The following is a 17293-nucleotide window of genomic DNA, read 5'->3' as shown; positions in this document are numbered from 1 at the left end:
GCGGTAGAGTTTCCCTGCGCGTTTCGACCAGGGAAACCCCAGGTCAAACAGCATCGGGACGTGGCGCAGCTTGGTAGCGCACTTGACTGGGGGTCAAGGGGTCGCAGGTTCAAATCCTGTCGTCCCGACTCGTGAGAGTCGCAGATCAGGGCCGGTACCGGAGAAATCCGGCACCGGCTCTCGGTCGTTCTCGGGGATCGGATTCCTGCGGTCGGCGCTGTCAGCCGGTCCGGGGTGCGCGCCGGTGTTTCCCGTGCTCGAGTTCCCCCTCGGTGACACTTCGTGGGTGGGCTCAGGCGTCGCGCCGCTCTTGCAGCCACTGCTCGTAGGACGTCCTGCCCAGGCGGGCGCCCGGGGGCGCGACGAGGGCGTCCTGGGGGGCCTGGCCGAAGAGGCCGGCGTTCTCGTCGACGATCACCTCGCGGCCGTCGGGGTCGGCACGGAGGGTGACGCGGCCGAGTTCGTCCAAGGGGAAGACGTCGGGGCCCGCGACGTTGACGATGCCGTTGCGGGGAGGGGTGGTGGCGGCCTCGGCGAGGGTGTCGACCACGTCGTCGATGGCGACCGGCTGGAGCATGGTGGTGGGGAGCCGTACCGTGTTGCCCGACGTCGTCCAGGACATGATCGGTTCGACGAAGTCCATGAACTGGGTCGCCCGCACGATCGTGTAGGGGACGGGGCCGGCCTCCACCAGGCGCTCCTGCTCCAGCTTCGCCCGGTAGTACTCCACGTCCGGCACCTGGTCGACCCCGACGATGGACAGGAGGACCACGTTCCCGACCCCGGCCCGGTCCGCCGCGTTCAGCAGCGTCTCCGTCGTGGTGCGGAAGAACGGGGCGGCGGCCGCGTCGAAGGTGGGGGCGTTGATGCTGTTGACGACGGTGTCGGTGCCGGCCAGCGCGTCCGGCACGCCCTCGCCCGTCAGCAGGTCGACCCCGCTGGAACGGTCGTGCGCGGTGACCTCGTGGCCCGCCGACCGCAGCTTCTTCACCAGGCGTGATCCGACGAATCCGCCCGCTCCGACGACGGCGATCTTCATACGAGGTCCTCTCCGGTCAGCGGCTCAGCGCGAGTGCGGCGGCCGCCGCCGAGGTGAGACCGGCCGCCGCGCCCAGCGTGTATCCCACACAGCGCAGCCGCAACACGCGATAGCGCTCCTCGTACTCGCCCCTCAGCGACCGGCAGCGGGCCGCGATGCGCTCCAGGTCCTGCCGGGCACGGCGCAGGCTGTCGGAGACGTAGAGCTGCTCGATCTCCTCGCGCTGCGCCGTGGTCAGCCAGTCCATGCGCTCGACGAACTCCCGCGCCCGCTGCTCGGCCACCGCGATGGTGGCCTGCCACAGCAGATATCCCTCGACCTCGTTGCCGAGGCCGGCGCCTTCGGCTTCCTGCCCCGGCAGTCTGGTCATGGTGATCTCCGGACTCACTGCCCGATGGCGTACGCCTCGCGCTCCGCCCGAGCGATGTCCGGGTGGTGCAGGTCGAACGCCGGGGACTCGCTGCGGATACGGGGCAGGGTGACGAAGTTGTGGCGAGGCGGCGGGCAGGAGGTCGCCCACTCCAGCGAACGGCCGTAGCCCCACGGGTCGTCCACCTCGACCGGCTTGCCGTACTTCGCCGTCTTCCAGACGTTGTAGAAGAACGGGAGCATCGACAGGCCGAGCAGGAACGAGAAGATCGAGGAGACGGTGTTCAGGGCCGTGAAGCCGTCGGCCGCCAGGTAGTCGGCGTAGCGGCGGGGCATGCCCTCGGCACCCAGCCAGTGCTGGACCAGGAAGGTGCCGTGGAAGCCGATGAACAGCGTCCAGAAGGTGATCTTGCCGAGGCGCTCGTCCAGCATCTTGCCGGTGAACTTCGGCCACCAGAAGTGGAAGCCGGCGAACATCGCGAAGACGACCGTACCGAAGACCACGTAGTGGAAGTGCGCGACCACGAAGTACGAGTCCGAGACGTGGAAGTCCAGCGGCGGCGAGGCCAGGATGACACCGGTCAGACCGCCGAAGAGGAACGTCACGAGGAAGCCGGTCGTCCAGAGCATCGGTGTCTCGAAGGACAGCGAGCCCTTCCACATCGTGCCGATCCAGTTGAAGAACTTCACACCGGTCGGGACCGCGATGAGGAATGTCATGAAGGAGAAGAACGGCAGCAGCACACCGCCGGTGACGTACATGTGGTGCGCCCACACCGTCACCGAGAGACCGGCGATGCCGATCGTGGCCGCGATGAGGCCCATGTAGCCGAAGATCGGCTTACGGGAGAACACCGGGATGATCTCGGTGACGATGCCGAAGAACGGCAGGGCGATGATGTACACCTCTGGATGGCCGAAGAACCAGAAGAGGTGTTGCCACAGCAGGGGTCCGCCGTTGGCCGCTTCGAAGATGTGGGCGCCGAACTTGCGGTCCGCCTCCAGCGCCAGCAGCGCCGCCGCCAGCACGGGGAAGGCGAAGAGGACCAGCACGCTCGTGAGCAGCACGTTCCACACGAAGATCGGCATGCGGAACATCGTCATGCCCGGAGCGCGCATGCAGACGATGGTGGTGATGAAGTTGACCGAGCCGAGGATCGTGCCGAAGCCGGAGAAGGCCAGGCCCATGATCCACAGGTCACCGCCGACACCGGGGGTGCGGACCGCGTCATTCAGCGGTGCGTAGGCGAACCAGCCGAAGTCGGCCGCGCCCTGCGGAGTGATGAAGCCGCTGACCGCGATGAGGGAGCCGAACAGGTACAGCCAGTAGGCCAGCATGTTCAGCCGGGGGAACGCCACGTCGGGCGCGCCGATCTGGAGCGGCATGATCCAGTTGGTGAACCCCGCGAACAGCGGGGTGGCGAACATCAGCAGCATCACGGTGCCGTGCATCGTGAACGCCTGGTTGTACTGCTCGTTGGAGATGATCTGGATTCCGGGGCGCGCCAGCTCCGCCCGAATGAGCAGCGCCATCACGCCGCCGAACAGGAAGAACCCGAACGACGTCGTCAGGTACAGCGTGCCGATGGTCTTGTGGTCGGTGGTCGTGAGCCACTTCACGACGACGTTGCCGGGCTGCCTGCGGTGGATGAGAAGCTCGTTCTCGCTGGAGTCCTCAGCCGCCGGCTCGGGCTGATTGATGATTGTCACAGGTCCCGCTTCTCCTGATGCTCGAGTTCCACCCGCGCCGTGGCGTCAGTGACGGCCATCCTTGCGGCTCGGGCCGCACCCCGGCTTCCTGAGCGGCCGACACGCCGCCGATCGGGGGGTTTTGACACCCGCATGGAGTAGTGGGCGCGCGGGGTGCTGCCGACAGCGGCGCACCGGGGCGCCGGCGATTCCGTCCGGCCGTCGAGGGGGGACTGTCCGCCGCCGTTCCCCGTTGACTACCGTACGGTCCGCCCCGCCCGCACCGGCCGGGGCGGGACGGAGGACATCTTGCCGAGCCTGACCCTGGGCCCCCTGCTGCGTTACGTCGACGGCTCGTCCGCGACCGTCTGGGTCGAGACGAGCGGTCCGTGCACCGCGGAGGTGCGCTGCTCCGACGGCGCCAAGGGCACCGCACGCACCTTCCAGATAGAGGGCCACCATTACGCCCTGATACCGGTGACCGGTCTCACGCCCGGCACCGAGGCGGAGTACGAGGTGCTGCTGGAGAGCGAGTCCGTGTGGCCGCTGCCCGACTCGCCCTTCCCGCCGTCCCGCATCCGCGTGCCCGGCGCCGAGGGCGCTCTGCGGGTCGCCTTCGGCTCCTGCCGCTGGGCCGCACCGCCCGCCGACGGCGGCCACGACCCGGCCGGTCCGGACGCCCTCGACACCCTCGCCACCCGGCTCGCCGCCGGCGGCGAACGCCCCGACGTCCTGCTGCTGCTCGGCGACCAGGTCTACGCCGACGAGACCTCCGAGGAGACCCAGAAGCGGATCGCCGCCCGCCGCGACCTGGACGAACCGCCCGGCTCCCAGGTGGCGGACTACGAGGAGTACAGCGGGCTGTACCGCGAGTCCTGGCTCGACCCGGAGGTGCGCTGGCTGCTGTCCACCGTGCCGAGCTGCATGATCTTCGACGACCACGACGTCATCGACGACTGGAACACCTCCGCCGCCTGGCTGGCAGACATGCGGGCCACTCCGTGGTGGCGCGAGCGGCTGCTGAGCGGCCTGATGTCCTACTGGGTCTACCAGCACATCGGCAACCTCGCCCCGGACGACCTGGCCGCCGACCCGCTGTACACCGCCGTCACCTCCGCCTCCGACGGCACCGACGCGCTGCGCGCCTTCGCCGCCGAGGCCGACGCCGACCCGGCGTCGACCCGCTGGAGCTACCGCCGCGACTTCGGCCGGGTGCGCGTGCTGATCGTGGACTCGCGGGCGGCGCGGGTGCTGGCCGAGGAAGAGCGGGCGATGCTCGACCCGGACGAGGAGCACTGGCTGCGGGAACAGGCGCTCGCGGACCGGGGGACTTTCGACCACCTGCTGATCGGGACCTCGCTGCCCTGGCTGATGCCCCACCTCGTGCACGATGCCGAGGCGTGGGACGCGGCCCTGTGCCGGGGCGAACGCGGCCCGCGCTGGGCCCGGTTCGGGGAGTGGCTGCGCCGGGCGGCCGACCTGGAGCACTGGGCGGCCTTCCCGGCGTCGTTCACCGCGCTGGCGGACCTGATCGCCGAGGCCGGCTCGGGCCCCGGGGCGCCGGCGACCATCAGCGTCCTGTCCGGCGACGTCCACCACGCCTACGTCGCCGAGCCCGTCTGGCGGACCGCGACGGTCGACTCCCGTGTCACGCAGCTCACCTGCTCGCCCGTGCACAACTCGGTACCCCGGTCGATGCGGTTCGGCTTCCGCTTCGGCTGGAGCCGGACGGCACGGGCACTGGGACGCCTGCTCGCCCGGCACGGACGCTGCGCCCGACTCCCCGTCGTCTGGCGGCACACGGGCGGTCCCTGGTTCGGCAACCAGCTCATGACCCTGAATCTGCGGGGCCGCTCGGCCCGGCTGCTGCTGGAACAGGCGCGGTCGGCCGATGGTGAGCGGGCACGCCTGGAGAAGGTGATGGAGCGTCAACTGTCATAGCTCGGGCTCGGTGCCGCTCCAGCGGAGGGTGACGTCGAGGTGCGCGCTGGTGCCCGCGCTCGTCAGGACCGCGCCGAGCTTGGCGTCCAGGGTCACGCCGAACGTGACCTCCACCTCGTCCGGCCGCTGCGCGGCGTCGCGGAACTGGCCGATCACCTCGGAGGCTGCGGCGGTGATCGGCCGCAGTGCCTCCCGGAGGGTCTCGCCCGCGCTCTCCAGCCGGGTTCCCAGGCCCACGGCCCCGGTTCCGGTACGGGTGGGCGGGGCGACGAGGACGCAGGTCCCGTCGTCGAGGGTGAACTGGATGGCGTCCGCCATGGGGTCTCCTGGAAGAACTGGCTGGGGATCAGCGGGGTTTGGGGGTGCTGCACAGCGGTGTGGGCGCGGACTTCCGCGAGGGGTAACCGAGTTGCCGTTGGACCTTGTCGAGCGCCGCCAGCAGGGGGCGCGGTTCCTTGCCGTTCGCGTAGTCCAGCACGGCCCGGTAGAAGGCGGCGGACACGTCGGGGTCCATCGCGTCGGCGGCGCTGAAGCAGAGCGCGAAGTCGGGGGAGCGGAGTATCCCGGCGATCCGGCCCTGGGTCGCGTTGTCGTACTCCGTCACCTTCCGGTTGGCGGAGACCGCGAAGCCGGGTTCGTTCACCCAGGTCCGCTGGGCCTCCGCGCTCGCCAGGTACGTGATGAACGCGTCGGCACCCTCGTTCCGGGTGAACTTGCCGACGAAGTCCGCCGAGACCTCCAGGGCGTTACGCGAGGACGGTACGTAGGTGTACTGGTCGTCGCTCACCTGGGCCGAGCTGAAAGGCATCGCGGAGAGGGAGCCGTGGCTCAGTGCACACCCCTTCGCGTCCTTGCTGTCGGCGGCCTGGCGGAAGTCGCGCGTGGTCGCGCCCTTGAGGCCGGCCCCCACCAGGTTCTCCCACGCGGTCCACGCGTCCCTGACCGGGCCCTCGGCCCACTCCGCGGTGCCCGAGGCCCAGTCGGTGTAGGTGTCGACGCCCGCGTCGGAGAGCACCAGGTCCGCGATCCAGTCGGCCCCCGGCCAGCCGGAGGTCGGACCGGACTCCAGCCCGAGACACCAGCGGTGGCGACCTGACCGCTCCGGTGAAGGCGCTTCGGTGGACCGGGCGTCGTACCAGATGAGGCTCTTGAGATCGGCCTTCACGGGGACCGCGTAGACGTCCCCGCCGTGCATGCCGAGCGCGCGGAAGGGCTGGACGTACGCACTCGTGTCGACGTCGAGTCTCCGGAGCGCCCCCTCTCCCCGGTACTTGGTGATCGCCCCCACGCTGGGCAGTACGGCCAGGTCGGGCTCGGCGTCGGCGCCCACCGCCGCGTCGAGCTGCTGGGTGAGGGCGCGGGTGACCTGGGGTTCGACGTCGATGCCGGGGTGTCCGTGCTCGAAGTCCTTGACCACCGCGTAGAACGCTCGGAACTCGGTGCCGGACCAGGGAACCATGATCGTCACCTTGCTCCGCTCCGGTCCGCCGCACGAGACGGACGCCAGGAGCAGCCCGAGGATCAGGGCGCAGCGCAGGAGGGGAGCCGTGGGCCGTCTCATGGGCGCGGGAATCTGTACTCGGCGAGCCGGGGACGGTAGGCCAGATAGCCGAGCGCACCGGCGGCGGCGAGCACGGGCAGCGCGATCGCCACGTTCGGCGGGTTGATCGTGCACATGGAGATGCTGATCGACGCGGTGGCCAGCGGGGCCAGGACGAGAGCCGGGCCGGGGTAGCGCCGGAAACGGTGGACGATCAGGCGGCCGGTGACGCCGGTCAGCAGCAGCATGACCGCCAAAGGGCCGAGGAACAGGAGCCGGAGGAGTCCGGGGTCCCGCCAGCCCGAGCTGCGCTGATGGTCGCGGGCCTCGGCCTCCAGCGCCTTCAGGTCCATGAGCGACTGCTTGAGGCCGCCCGTGAAGGGGACCGGGTCCTTGCCGTCGTACTCCGGCGCGTCGTCCAGGGCGTCGCGCGCTCGGTCCAGGCCCGGTCTGCCGTCCAGGACCGCCGTGTTGGCCGACTGCACGCAGGTGGTCAACTGGCCCTGTACGAACTGGATATGGCTCAGTCCCTGCTCCCCGGCCGCGTTCCCCTCCGTCGCCGAGGTGAGGTGGGAGCTGACGCGGGCGGTGGCGTTGGCGAAGTCACCGCTGGTGCCGATCAGGTCGATCGCGCCGGTCCGGGAGACGGCCTGCAGCGCGGTGTCGGCCGCCCCCGCCTGCTTGTACGCCGCACCGATGTGCCGGATGGCCGTCGTCGTGCGGTCGGCGGCGGCGATCTGCTCCTCGGCCCCGTTCGCCACCACCAGGTACAGCAGCGCCGTCACCGCCACCATGCCCAGCACGCCCGCCCGCAGCCACCGCAGCACCACGACCGTATGGGGCACACGCAGCCGCCGGCCGGTCACAACGCGTCCACCGGGCCCGCGTCCCCGAACGGGTGGCCGCACTCCTCGCAGAACTTGGCCGTGGGGGAGGTCGCCGTCGTGTGGCACCTGGGGCACACGCGGGGCAAACCGGTGTCCCGCAAAGGGAGTTCGTGCGATACGACCGGTCGGCTCACCGTCTTGGTGGAGTCGACGCCGATCCGGAGCATCTGCCCACGGGAGGCGTCCCGCCGCAGCCGCGGCCGGCCGTCGGGGCCGGTGGTCGCCACCGCACGCAGCAGCCGCAGGCGTGCCGTGTCCCCGAGCGATTCCGCGAGGCCGGTCGCCAGCCGCAGTTCGTGGTCCGCCCGGTCGAGGTCCCCGCGCAACTGGGCGTCCGCGCAGGCGCGCATGGCCATGCCGAGTTCGCGTTCGTTCTCGACGCGCGTCAGGTCGGGGGAGCGGGCGATGCCGAAGCCGGGGGTCGCACGGCGGCGTACGACCACGGCCGCGCTCTCGGAGCAGGGGCGGCGGGTTCCGTCGGGGAACTCGGCGTGCAGGGTGACACGGGCGGCGCGCACCAGCTCGTCGACGGTCAGAGCGTCGGGGTCGAAGCGGAGGGAGACCTGGTACTGGCGGGACTCCGCGGGCCAGGAACCCAGTGGGACATGAGTCTCACCGTCCTTGAGTTGACGTCCCGTCAGGTCTGCCTCGGCCGGCCGGGTCTGCCGCACGAACGCGAGCTGGAAGCGGCTGTTGAGGCGCAGGCCGAGGTACAGCCGGGGGACCACGATCCGTTGCGCCTCCCGCATCAGGCGGGTGAAGTCCTCGGTGAGGTCCGCGATGGTGACGACGGCCTCGGCGGTACCGTGCAACGCCTGCGTGATCCGGAGGAGTTCGGCGTGGTGCCAGTCGTCGCCCAGTCCCCGCGCATGGCAGATGAACCGGTCGGCGCACGATGCGAGGATCTCCCCGAGCTGTTCCGGCGTCTCGTGCTCGTCCTTGCCGTCCGTGTACAGCACAGCGTGGCGCACCGTGCCGGGGGACTCCACCGAGGCGAAGAGGTCGCGCGCACGGTGGAGCCACTGGCCGATCGCTGTTCCGCCCTCGGGGAGTTGGCCGACGACCCGGAGCTTGGCGTCCTCGCGGGACCGTGCGTCCACGACGGCCAGGCCGCCTGTCGGCGGGAAGATCACCTCGGCCTGGTGGTTGCCCGCCACGATCCCCAGCAGAGTGCCGTCGCGCAGGGTGTCGATGGCCGCGCACATCGCGCGCTTCGCCTCGTCCAGTTTGTGCCGGGACATCGACAACGAGCGGTCCATGATCAGGACTTGGGCGCTTCGCACCTGCGGGGCCGGACCGGCGGCGGAGTGTGCGGTGACGGTGATCAATGCGTCCGCGCGCCGCTCGTCGTAGGGCAGGTCCGAGGGCGAGTCCACTTCCAGGGCAAAGCTCAGCCCCAAGGGTGTCCTGTCCCCCACCGGCACCACCCGATCTGTCGCTGCGCTTCGTTGCGGAGCGTGCATCCGTCATCGACGGAACGTCTTACAAGCTTAACTGTCCGGGTGCGGCTCCGGAACGGGTGTGACCCGATCTGCCGCGCTTTCCCCACCATCCCCAACTCAGCCCCGGACGAAGCTTGTTCGCCAGGTCCACCAGCGCGACGTACTCACGTTCGGTGGGCGCGTGCGGGCCGAGGGCACGGACGGCGTCGGACAGCTTCAGCCGGTCGCGGGTGCGCAGGAACTCCGCGTACTGGATCTCGGCTCGGAGCGCGGCAGCCGCCGCGTCGGTCACGTCGAGGCCGGGCAGGGACGCCCTGGCCCGGTCCACGTCGTCCTCGGTGGGAGGCCGGAGGTCCGGGCGGACCATGACACGCAGGCGTACCGCCGCCACGCGCGCCTCGCGCTCGTAGCGGAACTCCTTGGCCAGCTTCTCGGCGACCTCGACCGCCTTGGCGCGCTCCCCGGCCAGCAGCAGTACGCGGGCCAGCCCGAAACCGGCCGCGCCGAGCGCGGGGGAGGTGTCGAAGACGGTGCCGTAGTGCGACCGGGCCGCGGTGCGGTCGCCGCGGAGTTCGGCGCACAGGCCGAGGGCGAGGCCCGGTATCAGCTCACCGGGCAGTGCCCTGCGTACCTCGGTGAACGCGACGGCGGCCCGCCGCGGGTGCCCGTCGGCCAGGGCGATCAGGCCGCAGTACCAGTCGGTGAGCCAGTGCCAGTCGGGCAGGGCCGCAGCCGCGAGCCGCTCCGCCGCCCCTTGGGCGTCCCGTCGGCGCAGGGCGAGCCGGCTCTCGGTGAGCGCTCCACCGGCACCGGCTCCGGGGTCGTCGGGGTCGGACAGGGGAGCCGGGAGGGCGGCCGCCACGTCGCCGGGGTCCGGTGAGCGGAACGGTGGGGCCATCTCCAGCAGCGCGTCCCGGTCCGCCCGCGCCTCGGCCCAGTGGGCGAGGGGGCGGGCCGTGCCCAGCCCGCCGTGCAGCGGCTCCGGTGCCGGGCCGAACAGGGCGGACAGCCGGGTCACTTGGCGGCAGGTGGGAGGGGCCGCCACCACCTGTCGTACGACACCGCTGAGCTGCTCCGCGAACTGCCGGGCCGAGCCGAACCGCCGCCATGGCTCGGGGTGCGTGGCGCGCTCCAGCAGCAGATGGAGCGAGTCGACGCCGGGAGCGGAGCGGTCGGTACCGTAGGAGCGGCAGACCTCGCGGAGGGTCATGCCGAGTCCGTACAGGTCGAAGCCGGGAGTGGGGCGCAGATGCTCCGGGTCGGACTCCGGGGGAGCGTATGCCCTGGTGAACGCCACCACCGGGCCGGTGTCCTTGGTCTGGCTGCGCACCGCGCCGAAGTCGATGAGCCGCACCCGGTCGAGCGCGCCCGCCGGGTTCTCCTCCCGGAAGCGGATGATGTTCAGCGGCTTGACGTCACAGTGCAGCAGGCCGCGGGCGTGCAGGTAGTCGAGCGCCTGGAGGACCCGGACACCGTGCGCGAGCAGGGTTTCGAGACGGTCGCCGGGGCGGGCCGCGAGCGGTTCGCCGGGTACGTACTCGAGGACCAGGTGCGGGCCCTCGTCCTCGTACCCCAGGATGCGGACGATGCTGTCGTGCCGCAGCTCGACCAGGATGTCCCGCTCGTGCAGGGCGGTCTTGGCCACCGACTTGTGCAGCGCCTTGAGGACGACATCGGTCGCCAGGTTGCGGTCGTGGGCGAGGTAGGCGGCGCCGTACGCCCCCGAGCCGAGGGTGCGCCGGACCTCGTAGCGGTCGGCGATGGTGAAACCACCCGGCTGGGTGAAGTCGAAGGCGGTGCCGCACTGCGGGCAGAAGCCGGTGGTACGCCCCGGCCGGCCGTCCTGGTCGCGGCCGACCGGCTGCCCGCACACCGGGTTGGGGCAGAAACGGTGCTGCTCGGCCACCGGCTCCGGGGCCGCGTCCGGGACCTCGAGGGCCTCCGGGGCCTGGACGGGGTCGACCAGGCCGAGGCCGTACCAGGGGTCCGGGCGTACCTGCGCAACACCGGCGCTCGTACCGGTCCGCGCGGGGGGCTCGGGCGCCGTGCCGTCCTGCGGCAGGGGCAGCCGGTCGCACCGGTCGCAGAAGCCCTGTTCGTCGATGGTGCCGCGCCCGCAGTCGGGGCGGTTGCACGGCGGACGGCTCGTCGTCACCCGTCACCTCTCCTCGAACCGGCGGTTCACCTCGTCGATGTAGCGCCGGACCAGCTCGCGGGCGGCCCCCAGGTCGACCGGCTCGGTCTGGAGGGCGCGGGCGGCCGGGGCGTGGCGTTCGGCGAGCGGGCGGTCCTCGTCGCCGAAGTACCGGGCGGCCCGGACGCGGTGCAGTTCCAGCGAGGTCGTGAGGTCCTCGTGGGCCGTGATCAGGCGGCGCAGGCCGTGCTCGAACCGGGTCAGGGCGGCGCGGGCGTCGGCGGCCCGGTCGTGGATCGCGCTGAGTTCGGGGTTGGGCTCGGTCGCGCGGGCCACGGCCAGCCGGACCCGTAGGCGGGGCGCGGCCAGGGGCGGCAGCCGGGGTGCGGCGAAGAACCGCACGCCCCACTCCAGTTGGAGTGCGGACGCGGCCTCCTCCTGTGCGGCGAGCTGTCCGACGGCCGCCTGGACCTCGGTGGCGCCCACACTCCGGGCGGCGTCCCCGCGCAGCGGTTCGGGGTCCAGGGAGACGTCGTAGGCCAGGCCGGGCGGGGGCGCGCCCTCGAAGCCCAGGACGAGACGGAGGCCGCGCGAGCGGGCGCGGGCGGCCAGTTGGCCCAGTAACTCCCGCATGAGGGCCTCGGGGTCCTGGGCCCGGTCGACGCCGCCCACCACCAGGCAGGCAGGCGGTCTGCGGCGCAGCAGTTGCCGCCGCACCTCGTGCGGGTCGCCACCGGGGAGCCCGAACCGGCGGGTGAGGTAGCCGGCGAAGTCGCCGACCGACCTGCCGCGTGCGTCGTAGGCCGCGTCGATGGTGCCGAGCCCGAGGACCGTGTCGCCGGGGGAACCGGTCAGCTCGGCGTCCGTGACCCCGACCCGGGCCGCCGGGTCGGCCGTGCGCACCAGCCGGACGAGCCAGGAGTCGCCCACGGCGGTCGTGCCGCCGGTGCCGACGACGGCGGTGCCGGACCAGCCACTGTCGAGCAGCCGGGTCAGCTCCTGGGTCAGCGCGAGCCGCAGCGGGTCGCCCAGCACGTCCGCGGGCAACTCGCCGCGTGAGGGCCCCAGTTCGTCGTTGCGGTCGCCGCCGGTGAACTCCTCGATCGCCGGCAGGTACCTGAGGATCGTCTCGGTCGGCAGCATCCAGGCCGCCTTCTCGTCGCCGTTGACGTAGTCGGCCACCACGATGCCGATCACATGGCCGCTGAACTCCCCGCCCACCGCCATCGCACCGGCGCCCGAGTACCCCGGCTCGATCCACGGGACGCCCTCGCGCATCCGGTTCAGCAGGCCCCACTCGCCCTGCCGGTGACCGGACCCCGCCAGCCGCGCGTCGGCGCCCATGCCGAACGGCGCGTGCTGCGGGAAGCCGTACACCTGGACCGTGCCGCCGGAGATGGGCGCCTTCCACAGCGTGGTCCGGATGCCGCACCCCGCCGGCTCGTCGAGTTCGAGCAGCGCCACGTCCCCGCGCTGCGTGCCGTGCTCGTGCACCCAGGTGCCCGGCGCCACGTACGCGGTACGGCTCCATTCCGGGCGGCACGCCACGCTGCTGATCCGCATGCGGGACGTGGTGCCTCCGGGTGCCGCCCCCGCGTACCGGACCACATGCGCGCAGGTCAGCACGTGCCGGTCGTCCAGCAGCACTCCGGCGCCACAGGGCGTGCCCTCCTCGTCGTCCACTCGCACACGCCACGGCCGGTCACTGTGGTGATGCAGCGCCATGCGCCAACGGTAGGGCAACCGGCGGCAGTTTGACCCCGGGCTGTCAGGACGAGGAGGCGCGCTACCGGCGTACGCGGCGGATACGGATGGGCCCGCGCGCCTCGGACTCCTCGACCGGCCGCCCTGCCTGGGTCACCTCGACCTCACCGGCCGCGACCAGCCGCCAGGCCGCCCGGCGCGCCGGCTCCATCAGGTCCCGCCAGCCGTCGCCGTCACCCTCGTAGGCCGCGCGGGCGGCGTCGGACGGGCAGATCGAAGAGGTGTCGGCACGGCGCTCCAGCAGGCTCATGATGACCTGCTCAAGCCGCTGATCCGGGTCCGCCACAGGACCAGTGTGGCACCGTCAGAGCCGGGTCGCCGTACGGATCAGACCGGCCAGGGCGACCGAGCGGCTGTGCGCGGGCCAGGCGATGTGGGTGACGACCGGGGGCGCGTCGGTCAGGGGCACGGCGGCGTGCTCGGACCACAGCCAGGCGCGGGCGGAGTCGGGGAAGACGGCCATGGTGCGCCCCAGCGCGATCAGTTGAGCCAACTGGGTCTGGTCGTGGATCTCGGGGCCGGGCCCCGGCGGGTACGTGCCGTCGCGGGGCCAGCGCGCGTGCGGCAGGTCGGGCACGTCGGTGATGTCGGCCAGGGTGAGGGTCTCGCGCGCGGCGAGCGGATGCCCGGCGGGCAGTACGGCGATCTGGCCCTCGCTCATCAGCTCCTCGTGGTCGAACCCGGCGAGGGAGTTGAACGGGGCGTGCATGAGGGCCACGTCGGCGCGGCCGTCGCGCAGCATCTCCCCCTGCTCGCACATGCCGCTGGGCAGCACCTCGATCTCGGCGGCGCCGGGCTCGGCCGCGTAGGCGCCGAGGAGCTTCTGGAGCAGGTCGTGGGAGGCGGCGGCCTTCACCGCCAGCACCAGGCGGTCGCGGGTGCCTCCCGCACCGCCGGCGTCGCCCGCGCGGCGGGTGCGGCGAGCGGCCGCGGTGGCCGCGTCGAGCGCCACGCGGCCCTCGTGCAGCAGCACCTCACCGGCGCCGGTCAGGGAGACGCCCCGGCGGTCGCGGGCCAGCAGGGAGACCCCGAGGCGCCGCTCCAACCGCTGGATCGCCCGTGACAGCGGCGGCTGGGCCATGCCGAGGCGCTCGGCGGCGCGGCCGAAGTGCAGCTCCTCCGCGACGGCCATGAAATACCGCAGCTCACGGGTCTCCAGTGCCTCCATGCCTCCAGCGTAGACCCGGTGATACCCGCCAGGTATCACAGCCCACCGCATCGGTGTTGGCACCACCCCCCGTCCGGGAGCGAGCATCGAAACATGAGCGAAGCGAAGACCGCGCTGGTGACCGGCGCGAACAAGGGAATCGGGTACGAGATCGCGGCCGGGCTCGGCGCCCTCGGCTTCCAGGTGGGCGTCGGAGCCCGCGACGAGGCGCGGCGCGAGGCGGCGGTCGAGAAGCTCCGGGCCGCCGGGGCGGACGCGTTCGGGGTGCCGCTGGACGTGACCGACGACCGGAGTGTGGCCGAGGCGGCGGCGCTGGTCGAGAAGCAGGCGGGAGGCCTGGACGTCCTGGTGAACAACGCGGGCGTCTCCGGTGACATGGGGCCGGACTGGGCGCAGGACCCGACCACGATCGACCTCGACGTGATCCGCACCGTCGTGGACACCAACGTCCTCGGCGTCATCCGGGTCACCAACGCGATGCTGCCCCTGCTGCGCCGCTCGGCCGCGCCGCGCATCGTCAACGTCTCCAGCTCCGTCGGCTCCCTGGCCCGGCAGGCGGACCCGGACATCGAGATCGGGCCGGTCATGGCGGCGTACGCCCCGTCGAAGACGTTCCTCAACGCCATGACCGTGCAGTACGCCCGGCAGCTCACCGGTACCGGCATCCTGATCAACGCCATGTGCCCCGGCCTGGTGGCCACCGACTTCAACGGCTACGCGGGCTCCCGCACCCCCGAGCAGGGCGCGGCCACGGCGATCCGGCTCGCCACCCTGCCCGACGGCGGGCCGTCCGGGGGGTTCTTCGAGGACGCGGGCGTCGTCCCCTGGTGAGCCGCGTCAGGCCGCCGCGCCCCCGTCCACGACCAGGTCGGTGCCGACCACGGAGGCGGCATCCGGCGAGGCCAGGTACAACACCGCCGCCGCGATCTCGGCGGTGGACGACACCCGTCCCAGCGGCGCCACGTCCTTCATCCGGACCGCCCGGTCGGCGTCGGTCTCGCCCGGCCGCAGCGACATGGCGGTGTCGGACGGGCCGGGGCTCACCGCGTTGATGCGCACCCCGTCCGCGATGTGGTCCAGCGCGGCCGCGCGGGTCAGTGCGGAGACGGCCGCCTTGCCGGCGATGTACGCGGCCAGGCCCTTCGCGCGGCGGTGCGCGCCGAGGTTGGAGGCGATGTTGACGATCGCGCCGCCGCCGGGCTGGGTGCGCATCTGGACGACCTCGGCCTGAAGGCTGAACAGGACCCCGGTGACATTGATGTCGAGCATGGTTTGCCAGTCCTCCTCCGGCAGGTCGGCCACGGGGCCGCCGCCCCGGAAGACGCCCGCGTTGTTGACCGCGACATCGAGGCTGCCGAACTGCTCGACGGTGCGGCTGACCAGCGCCCGGACGTCTTGAGCGCGGCTTACATCCGCGGTGATCGCGGCCGCCGTGCCACCCTTCTCCTCGATCAGGGCGACCGTTTCGTCCAGTGGTGCGGCGGTGCGCCCTGCCGCGACCACGGAGGCCCCTTCGGCGGCGAAGGCGAGAGCGACGGCCCGGCCGATGCCGGAACCCGCGCCGGTGACGAGGACGGTCCTGCCGGTGAAGCGTGCGGTCACGGTGACAACTCCCTTGCTGGACATGGGGAAAGCGGCCATGTCAGCCCCCCGCATTCTTGACTGTTCGTTCCATATTCGAGCACCATCACCCGCCCCCGAGCCCCCGCTCAAGCCAGCAGCCTCAGCGCCTGCTCGGCCGCGTCCACAACCCGCCCCGGATCGCTCGACGCCTTGCCGACCACCCGCAAGCCCTGCATCAGCACCAGCAGCATCCGGGCGAGGGCCTGCGGGTCGCGGTCCGGGGGCAGCTCGCCCTGTGCGCGGGCCCGTACCAGTGCCGAGTGCAGCAGGGTCTCCATGTGGTCCCAGCTCGCCCCGACCCGGCCGGCCGCGGCCGGGTCGTCGGCGCCCAGCTCGACCGCCGTGTTGGTGACGAAACACCCTTTGCCGCGCTGGGCTTCACTGCTCGCCTCGGCCGCGAAGCGCCGCACCACCGCCCGTACGACCGGCAGTGCGGGGCCCGGCTGGGACAGCTCGTGCAGGAGGGCCAGGTCGCGGTGCTCGGTGTAGCGGTCCAGCGCCTTCAGGTACAGGTCGTGCTTGTTGCCGAAGGTCGCGTAGATGCTGGCCCGGCCGATGCCGAGGTGCTCCACGAGGTCCGCCATCGAGGTCGCCTCGTAGCCGCGCCGCCAGAACAGTTCGAGGGCTGACCGGAGTGCCGCGTCCGGGTCGAATTCCTTGGTCCTGGCCACGGGGGGACCGTATCGATATCTGACCGAGCGGTCCAGTAAGTCGTCGGCCTTTCCGTGTGGTTGGTAAAGTCCAGCCATGATGCCGGGGGTCATCGGCCGAGTCGCCGACCAGTGGGAGAAGCTCTCGCCCGGACGGCTGGGACAGCCGTCGAAGGACCCCGCGTCATGAGGAAGTGGCTGCTGCTCACCGCGGCGATCCTGCTCGAAGTCACCGCCACCCTCTCCCTGCGCGGCGCCCTCGACCGTCCGGCGCTCTACGTCCTCGTGGTCGTCGGTTACGTCGGCTCCTTCACCGTTCTGGCCCTCGTGCTGCGCGCCGGGCTGGCCCTCGGTGTCGCCTACGGCATCTGGGGCGCCTCCGGTGTCGCCCTCACCGCGATCCTGGCCGCCCTCTTCTTCGGCGACCCGCTCACCGCGGTCATGGGCGTCGGCATCGCCCTGGTGATCGCGGGCGTGCTCTGCGTCGAACTCGGCGCGCAGTCCGCCCGTGCCCGCCAGGCCCGCGAGGAAGGGGCGCGCTCGTGATCTGGGCCTTCCTCACCGGGGCCATCCTCACCGAAGTCGCCGGCACGCTGTGCCTGGGCATGGCCTCCCGAGGCCACGGCAAGAGGTGGCTGGCCGGCACCGTGGCCGGATACCTGGCCGCCTTCACCTTCCTCACCCTGGCCCTGAGCGGCGGCATGGCCCTCGGGGTCGCGTACGGCATCTGGGCCGCCGCCGGTGTCGCCCTCACCGCGGTGGCCTCACGCGCCCTCTTCGGCGAACCCCTCACCAGGGTCATGGGCGCGGGCATCTGCCTCATCGCGGTCGGGGTCCTGTGCATCGAACTCGGCGCCGGGCACTGACCGGTGTCCCGGGCGGCCTGGCCGGCCTGACCGTCTTCGGATTCGGCCATTCCGTATCCGACCCCGCCCGCACCCCGCCTCGTACGACGCCTGCCCGCCCTGAGCCGGTGACGCTTCGCAGGCGTCGGTGAGGGATGCGGACGCACGGGTGGTCAGCAGGCTTGACGCGTGTCACAGGGGC

Annotated in this window: 17 protein-coding genes and 1 tRNA gene; 5 read left to right on the top strand and 13 right to left on the bottom strand. The window is 72.0% G+C overall.

Translation table 11 applies throughout. The features are described from left to right. The first annotated feature begins 54 nt into the window (after window positions 1-54). A tRNA-Pro gene (locus OG448_RS04535) sits at window positions 55-128 on the top strand. 164 nt (window positions 129-292) lie between these two features. Here the strand turns inward: OG448_RS04535 and OG448_RS04530 are convergent. From OG448_RS04530 to ctaD, 3 genes are read right to left on the bottom strand one after another with little or no spacing between them, the layout of a single operon-like run. Continuing rightward, window positions 293-1039 carry an SDR family oxidoreductase gene (locus OG448_RS04530; RefSeq protein ID WP_405551634.1) on the bottom strand — a complete coding sequence of 249 codons (747 nt, stop codon included), beginning with the start codon at window positions 1037-1039 and terminating at the stop codon, window positions 293-295. Between the two features lie 16 nt (window positions 1040-1055). After that, window positions 1056-1409 carry a cytochrome C oxidase subunit I gene (locus OG448_RS04525; protein ID WP_399565250.1) on the bottom strand — a complete coding sequence of 118 codons (354 nt, stop codon included), beginning with the start codon at window positions 1407-1409 and terminating at the stop codon, window positions 1056-1058. A 14-nt stretch (window positions 1410-1423) separates the two neighbouring features. Continuing rightward, window positions 1424-3118 (bottom strand): cytochrome c oxidase subunit I, encoded by a 1695-nt coding sequence (gene ctaD / locus OG448_RS04520; RefSeq protein WP_405551633.1) that lies wholly within the window; start codon window positions 3116-3118, stop codon window positions 1424-1426. A gap of 288 nt (window positions 3119-3406) precedes the next feature. Between ctaD and OG448_RS04515 the strand changes: the two genes are divergently transcribed. Continuing rightward, a complete protein-coding gene (locus OG448_RS04515; RefSeq protein WP_405551632.1) occupies window positions 3407-5038 on the top strand; it encodes an alkaline phosphatase D family protein in 1632 nt (543 codons plus the stop codon). Here the strand turns inward: OG448_RS04515 and OG448_RS04510 are convergent. From OG448_RS04510 to OG448_RS04475, 8 genes are all read right to left on the bottom strand, one after another. After that, a complete protein-coding gene (locus OG448_RS04510) occupies window positions 5033-5356 on the bottom strand; it encodes a CU044_2847 family protein (protein ID WP_405551631.1) in 324 nt (107 codons plus the stop codon). The genes OG448_RS04515 and OG448_RS04510 overlap by 6 nt on opposite strands. Before the next feature lie 28 nt (window positions 5357-5384). Continuing rightward, window positions 5385-6599: an ABC transporter substrate-binding protein gene (locus tag OG448_RS04505; protein WP_405551630.1), complete on the bottom strand. Its 1215-nt coding sequence runs from the start codon at window positions 6597-6599 to the stop codon at window positions 5385-5387. Next, window positions 6596-7423 (bottom strand): hypothetical protein, encoded by an 828-nt coding sequence (locus tag OG448_RS04500; RefSeq protein WP_405551629.1) that lies wholly within the window; start codon window positions 7421-7423, stop codon window positions 6596-6598. Before OG448_RS04500 ends, OG448_RS04505 begins: the two co-directional genes overlap by 4 nt. Window positions 7424-7440: 17 nt before the next feature. Continuing rightward, window positions 7441-8841: a VWA domain-containing protein gene (locus OG448_RS04495; protein WP_405551628.1), complete on the bottom strand. Its 1401-nt coding sequence runs from the start codon at window positions 8839-8841 to the stop codon at window positions 7441-7443. A gap of 106 nt (window positions 8842-8947) precedes the next feature. Next, window positions 8948-11062 carry a tetratricopeptide repeat protein gene (locus tag OG448_RS04490; RefSeq protein WP_405551627.1) on the bottom strand — a complete coding sequence of 705 codons (2115 nt, stop codon included), beginning with the start codon at window positions 11060-11062 and terminating at the stop codon, window positions 8948-8950. 3 nt (window positions 11063-11065) lie between these two features. Beyond that, complete coding sequence (locus OG448_RS04485; RefSeq protein WP_405551626.1) at window positions 11066-12766, bottom strand: trypsin-like peptidase domain-containing protein; 1701 nt, start codon at window positions 12764-12766, stop codon at window positions 11066-11068. Window positions 12767-12827: 61 nt separating this feature from the next. Next, on the bottom strand, window positions 12828-13091 hold the full coding sequence (locus OG448_RS04480; protein WP_405551625.1) for a DUF3253 domain-containing protein: 264 nt from the start codon (window positions 13089-13091) through the stop codon (window positions 12828-12830). A gap of 18 nt (window positions 13092-13109) precedes the next feature. Beyond that, complete coding sequence (locus OG448_RS04475) at window positions 13110-13973, bottom strand: LysR family transcriptional regulator (protein WP_405551624.1); 864 nt, start codon at window positions 13971-13973, stop codon at window positions 13110-13112. 93 nt (window positions 13974-14066) lie between these two features. On the opposite strand from OG448_RS04475, the gene OG448_RS04470 reads away from it, so the two are divergent. Next, on the top strand, window positions 14067-14804 hold the full coding sequence (locus OG448_RS04470; RefSeq protein WP_405551623.1) for an SDR family oxidoreductase: 738 nt from the start codon (window positions 14067-14069) through the stop codon (window positions 14802-14804). Window positions 14805-14810: 6 nt separating this feature from the next. Here OG448_RS04470 and OG448_RS04465 read toward each other — a convergent pair whose 3' ends face one another. Both OG448_RS04465 and OG448_RS04460 read right to left on the bottom strand, forming a co-directional pair. Further along, the gene (locus tag OG448_RS04465; RefSeq protein WP_405551622.1) at window positions 14811-15575 is read right to left on the bottom strand and encodes an SDR family NAD(P)-dependent oxidoreductase; all 765 of its coding nucleotides are present in this window, start codon (window positions 15573-15575) and stop codon (window positions 14811-14813) included. Between the two features lie 107 nt (window positions 15576-15682). After that, a complete protein-coding gene (locus tag OG448_RS04460) occupies window positions 15683-16267 on the bottom strand; it encodes a TetR/AcrR family transcriptional regulator (RefSeq protein ID WP_405551621.1) in 585 nt (194 codons plus the stop codon). 165 nt (window positions 16268-16432) lie between these two features. Here OG448_RS04460 and OG448_RS04455 point away from each other — a divergent pair, with 165 nt between their 5' ends. Both OG448_RS04455 and OG448_RS04450 read left to right on the top strand, forming a co-directional pair. Next, complete coding sequence (locus tag OG448_RS04455; protein WP_405551620.1) at window positions 16433-16792, top strand: DMT family transporter; 360 nt, start codon at window positions 16433-16435, stop codon at window positions 16790-16792. Continuing rightward, window positions 16789-17112, top strand: coding sequence for a DMT family transporter (locus OG448_RS04450; RefSeq protein WP_405551619.1), 324 nt, complete (start codon window positions 16789-16791; stop codon window positions 17110-17112). Before OG448_RS04455 ends, OG448_RS04450 begins: the two co-directional genes overlap by 4 nt. The last annotated feature ends 181 nt before the right edge of the window (window positions 17113-17293 follow it).

Origin of the sequence: Streptomyces sp. NBC_01171 (assembly GCF_045039805.1) — a bacterium.
Lineage (GTDB): Bacteria > Actinomycetota > Actinomycetes > Streptomycetales > Streptomycetaceae > Streptomyces.
The sequence above is the reverse complement of the archived record's forward strand: the minus strand, read 5'-3'. Positions and strand labels throughout refer to the sequence as shown.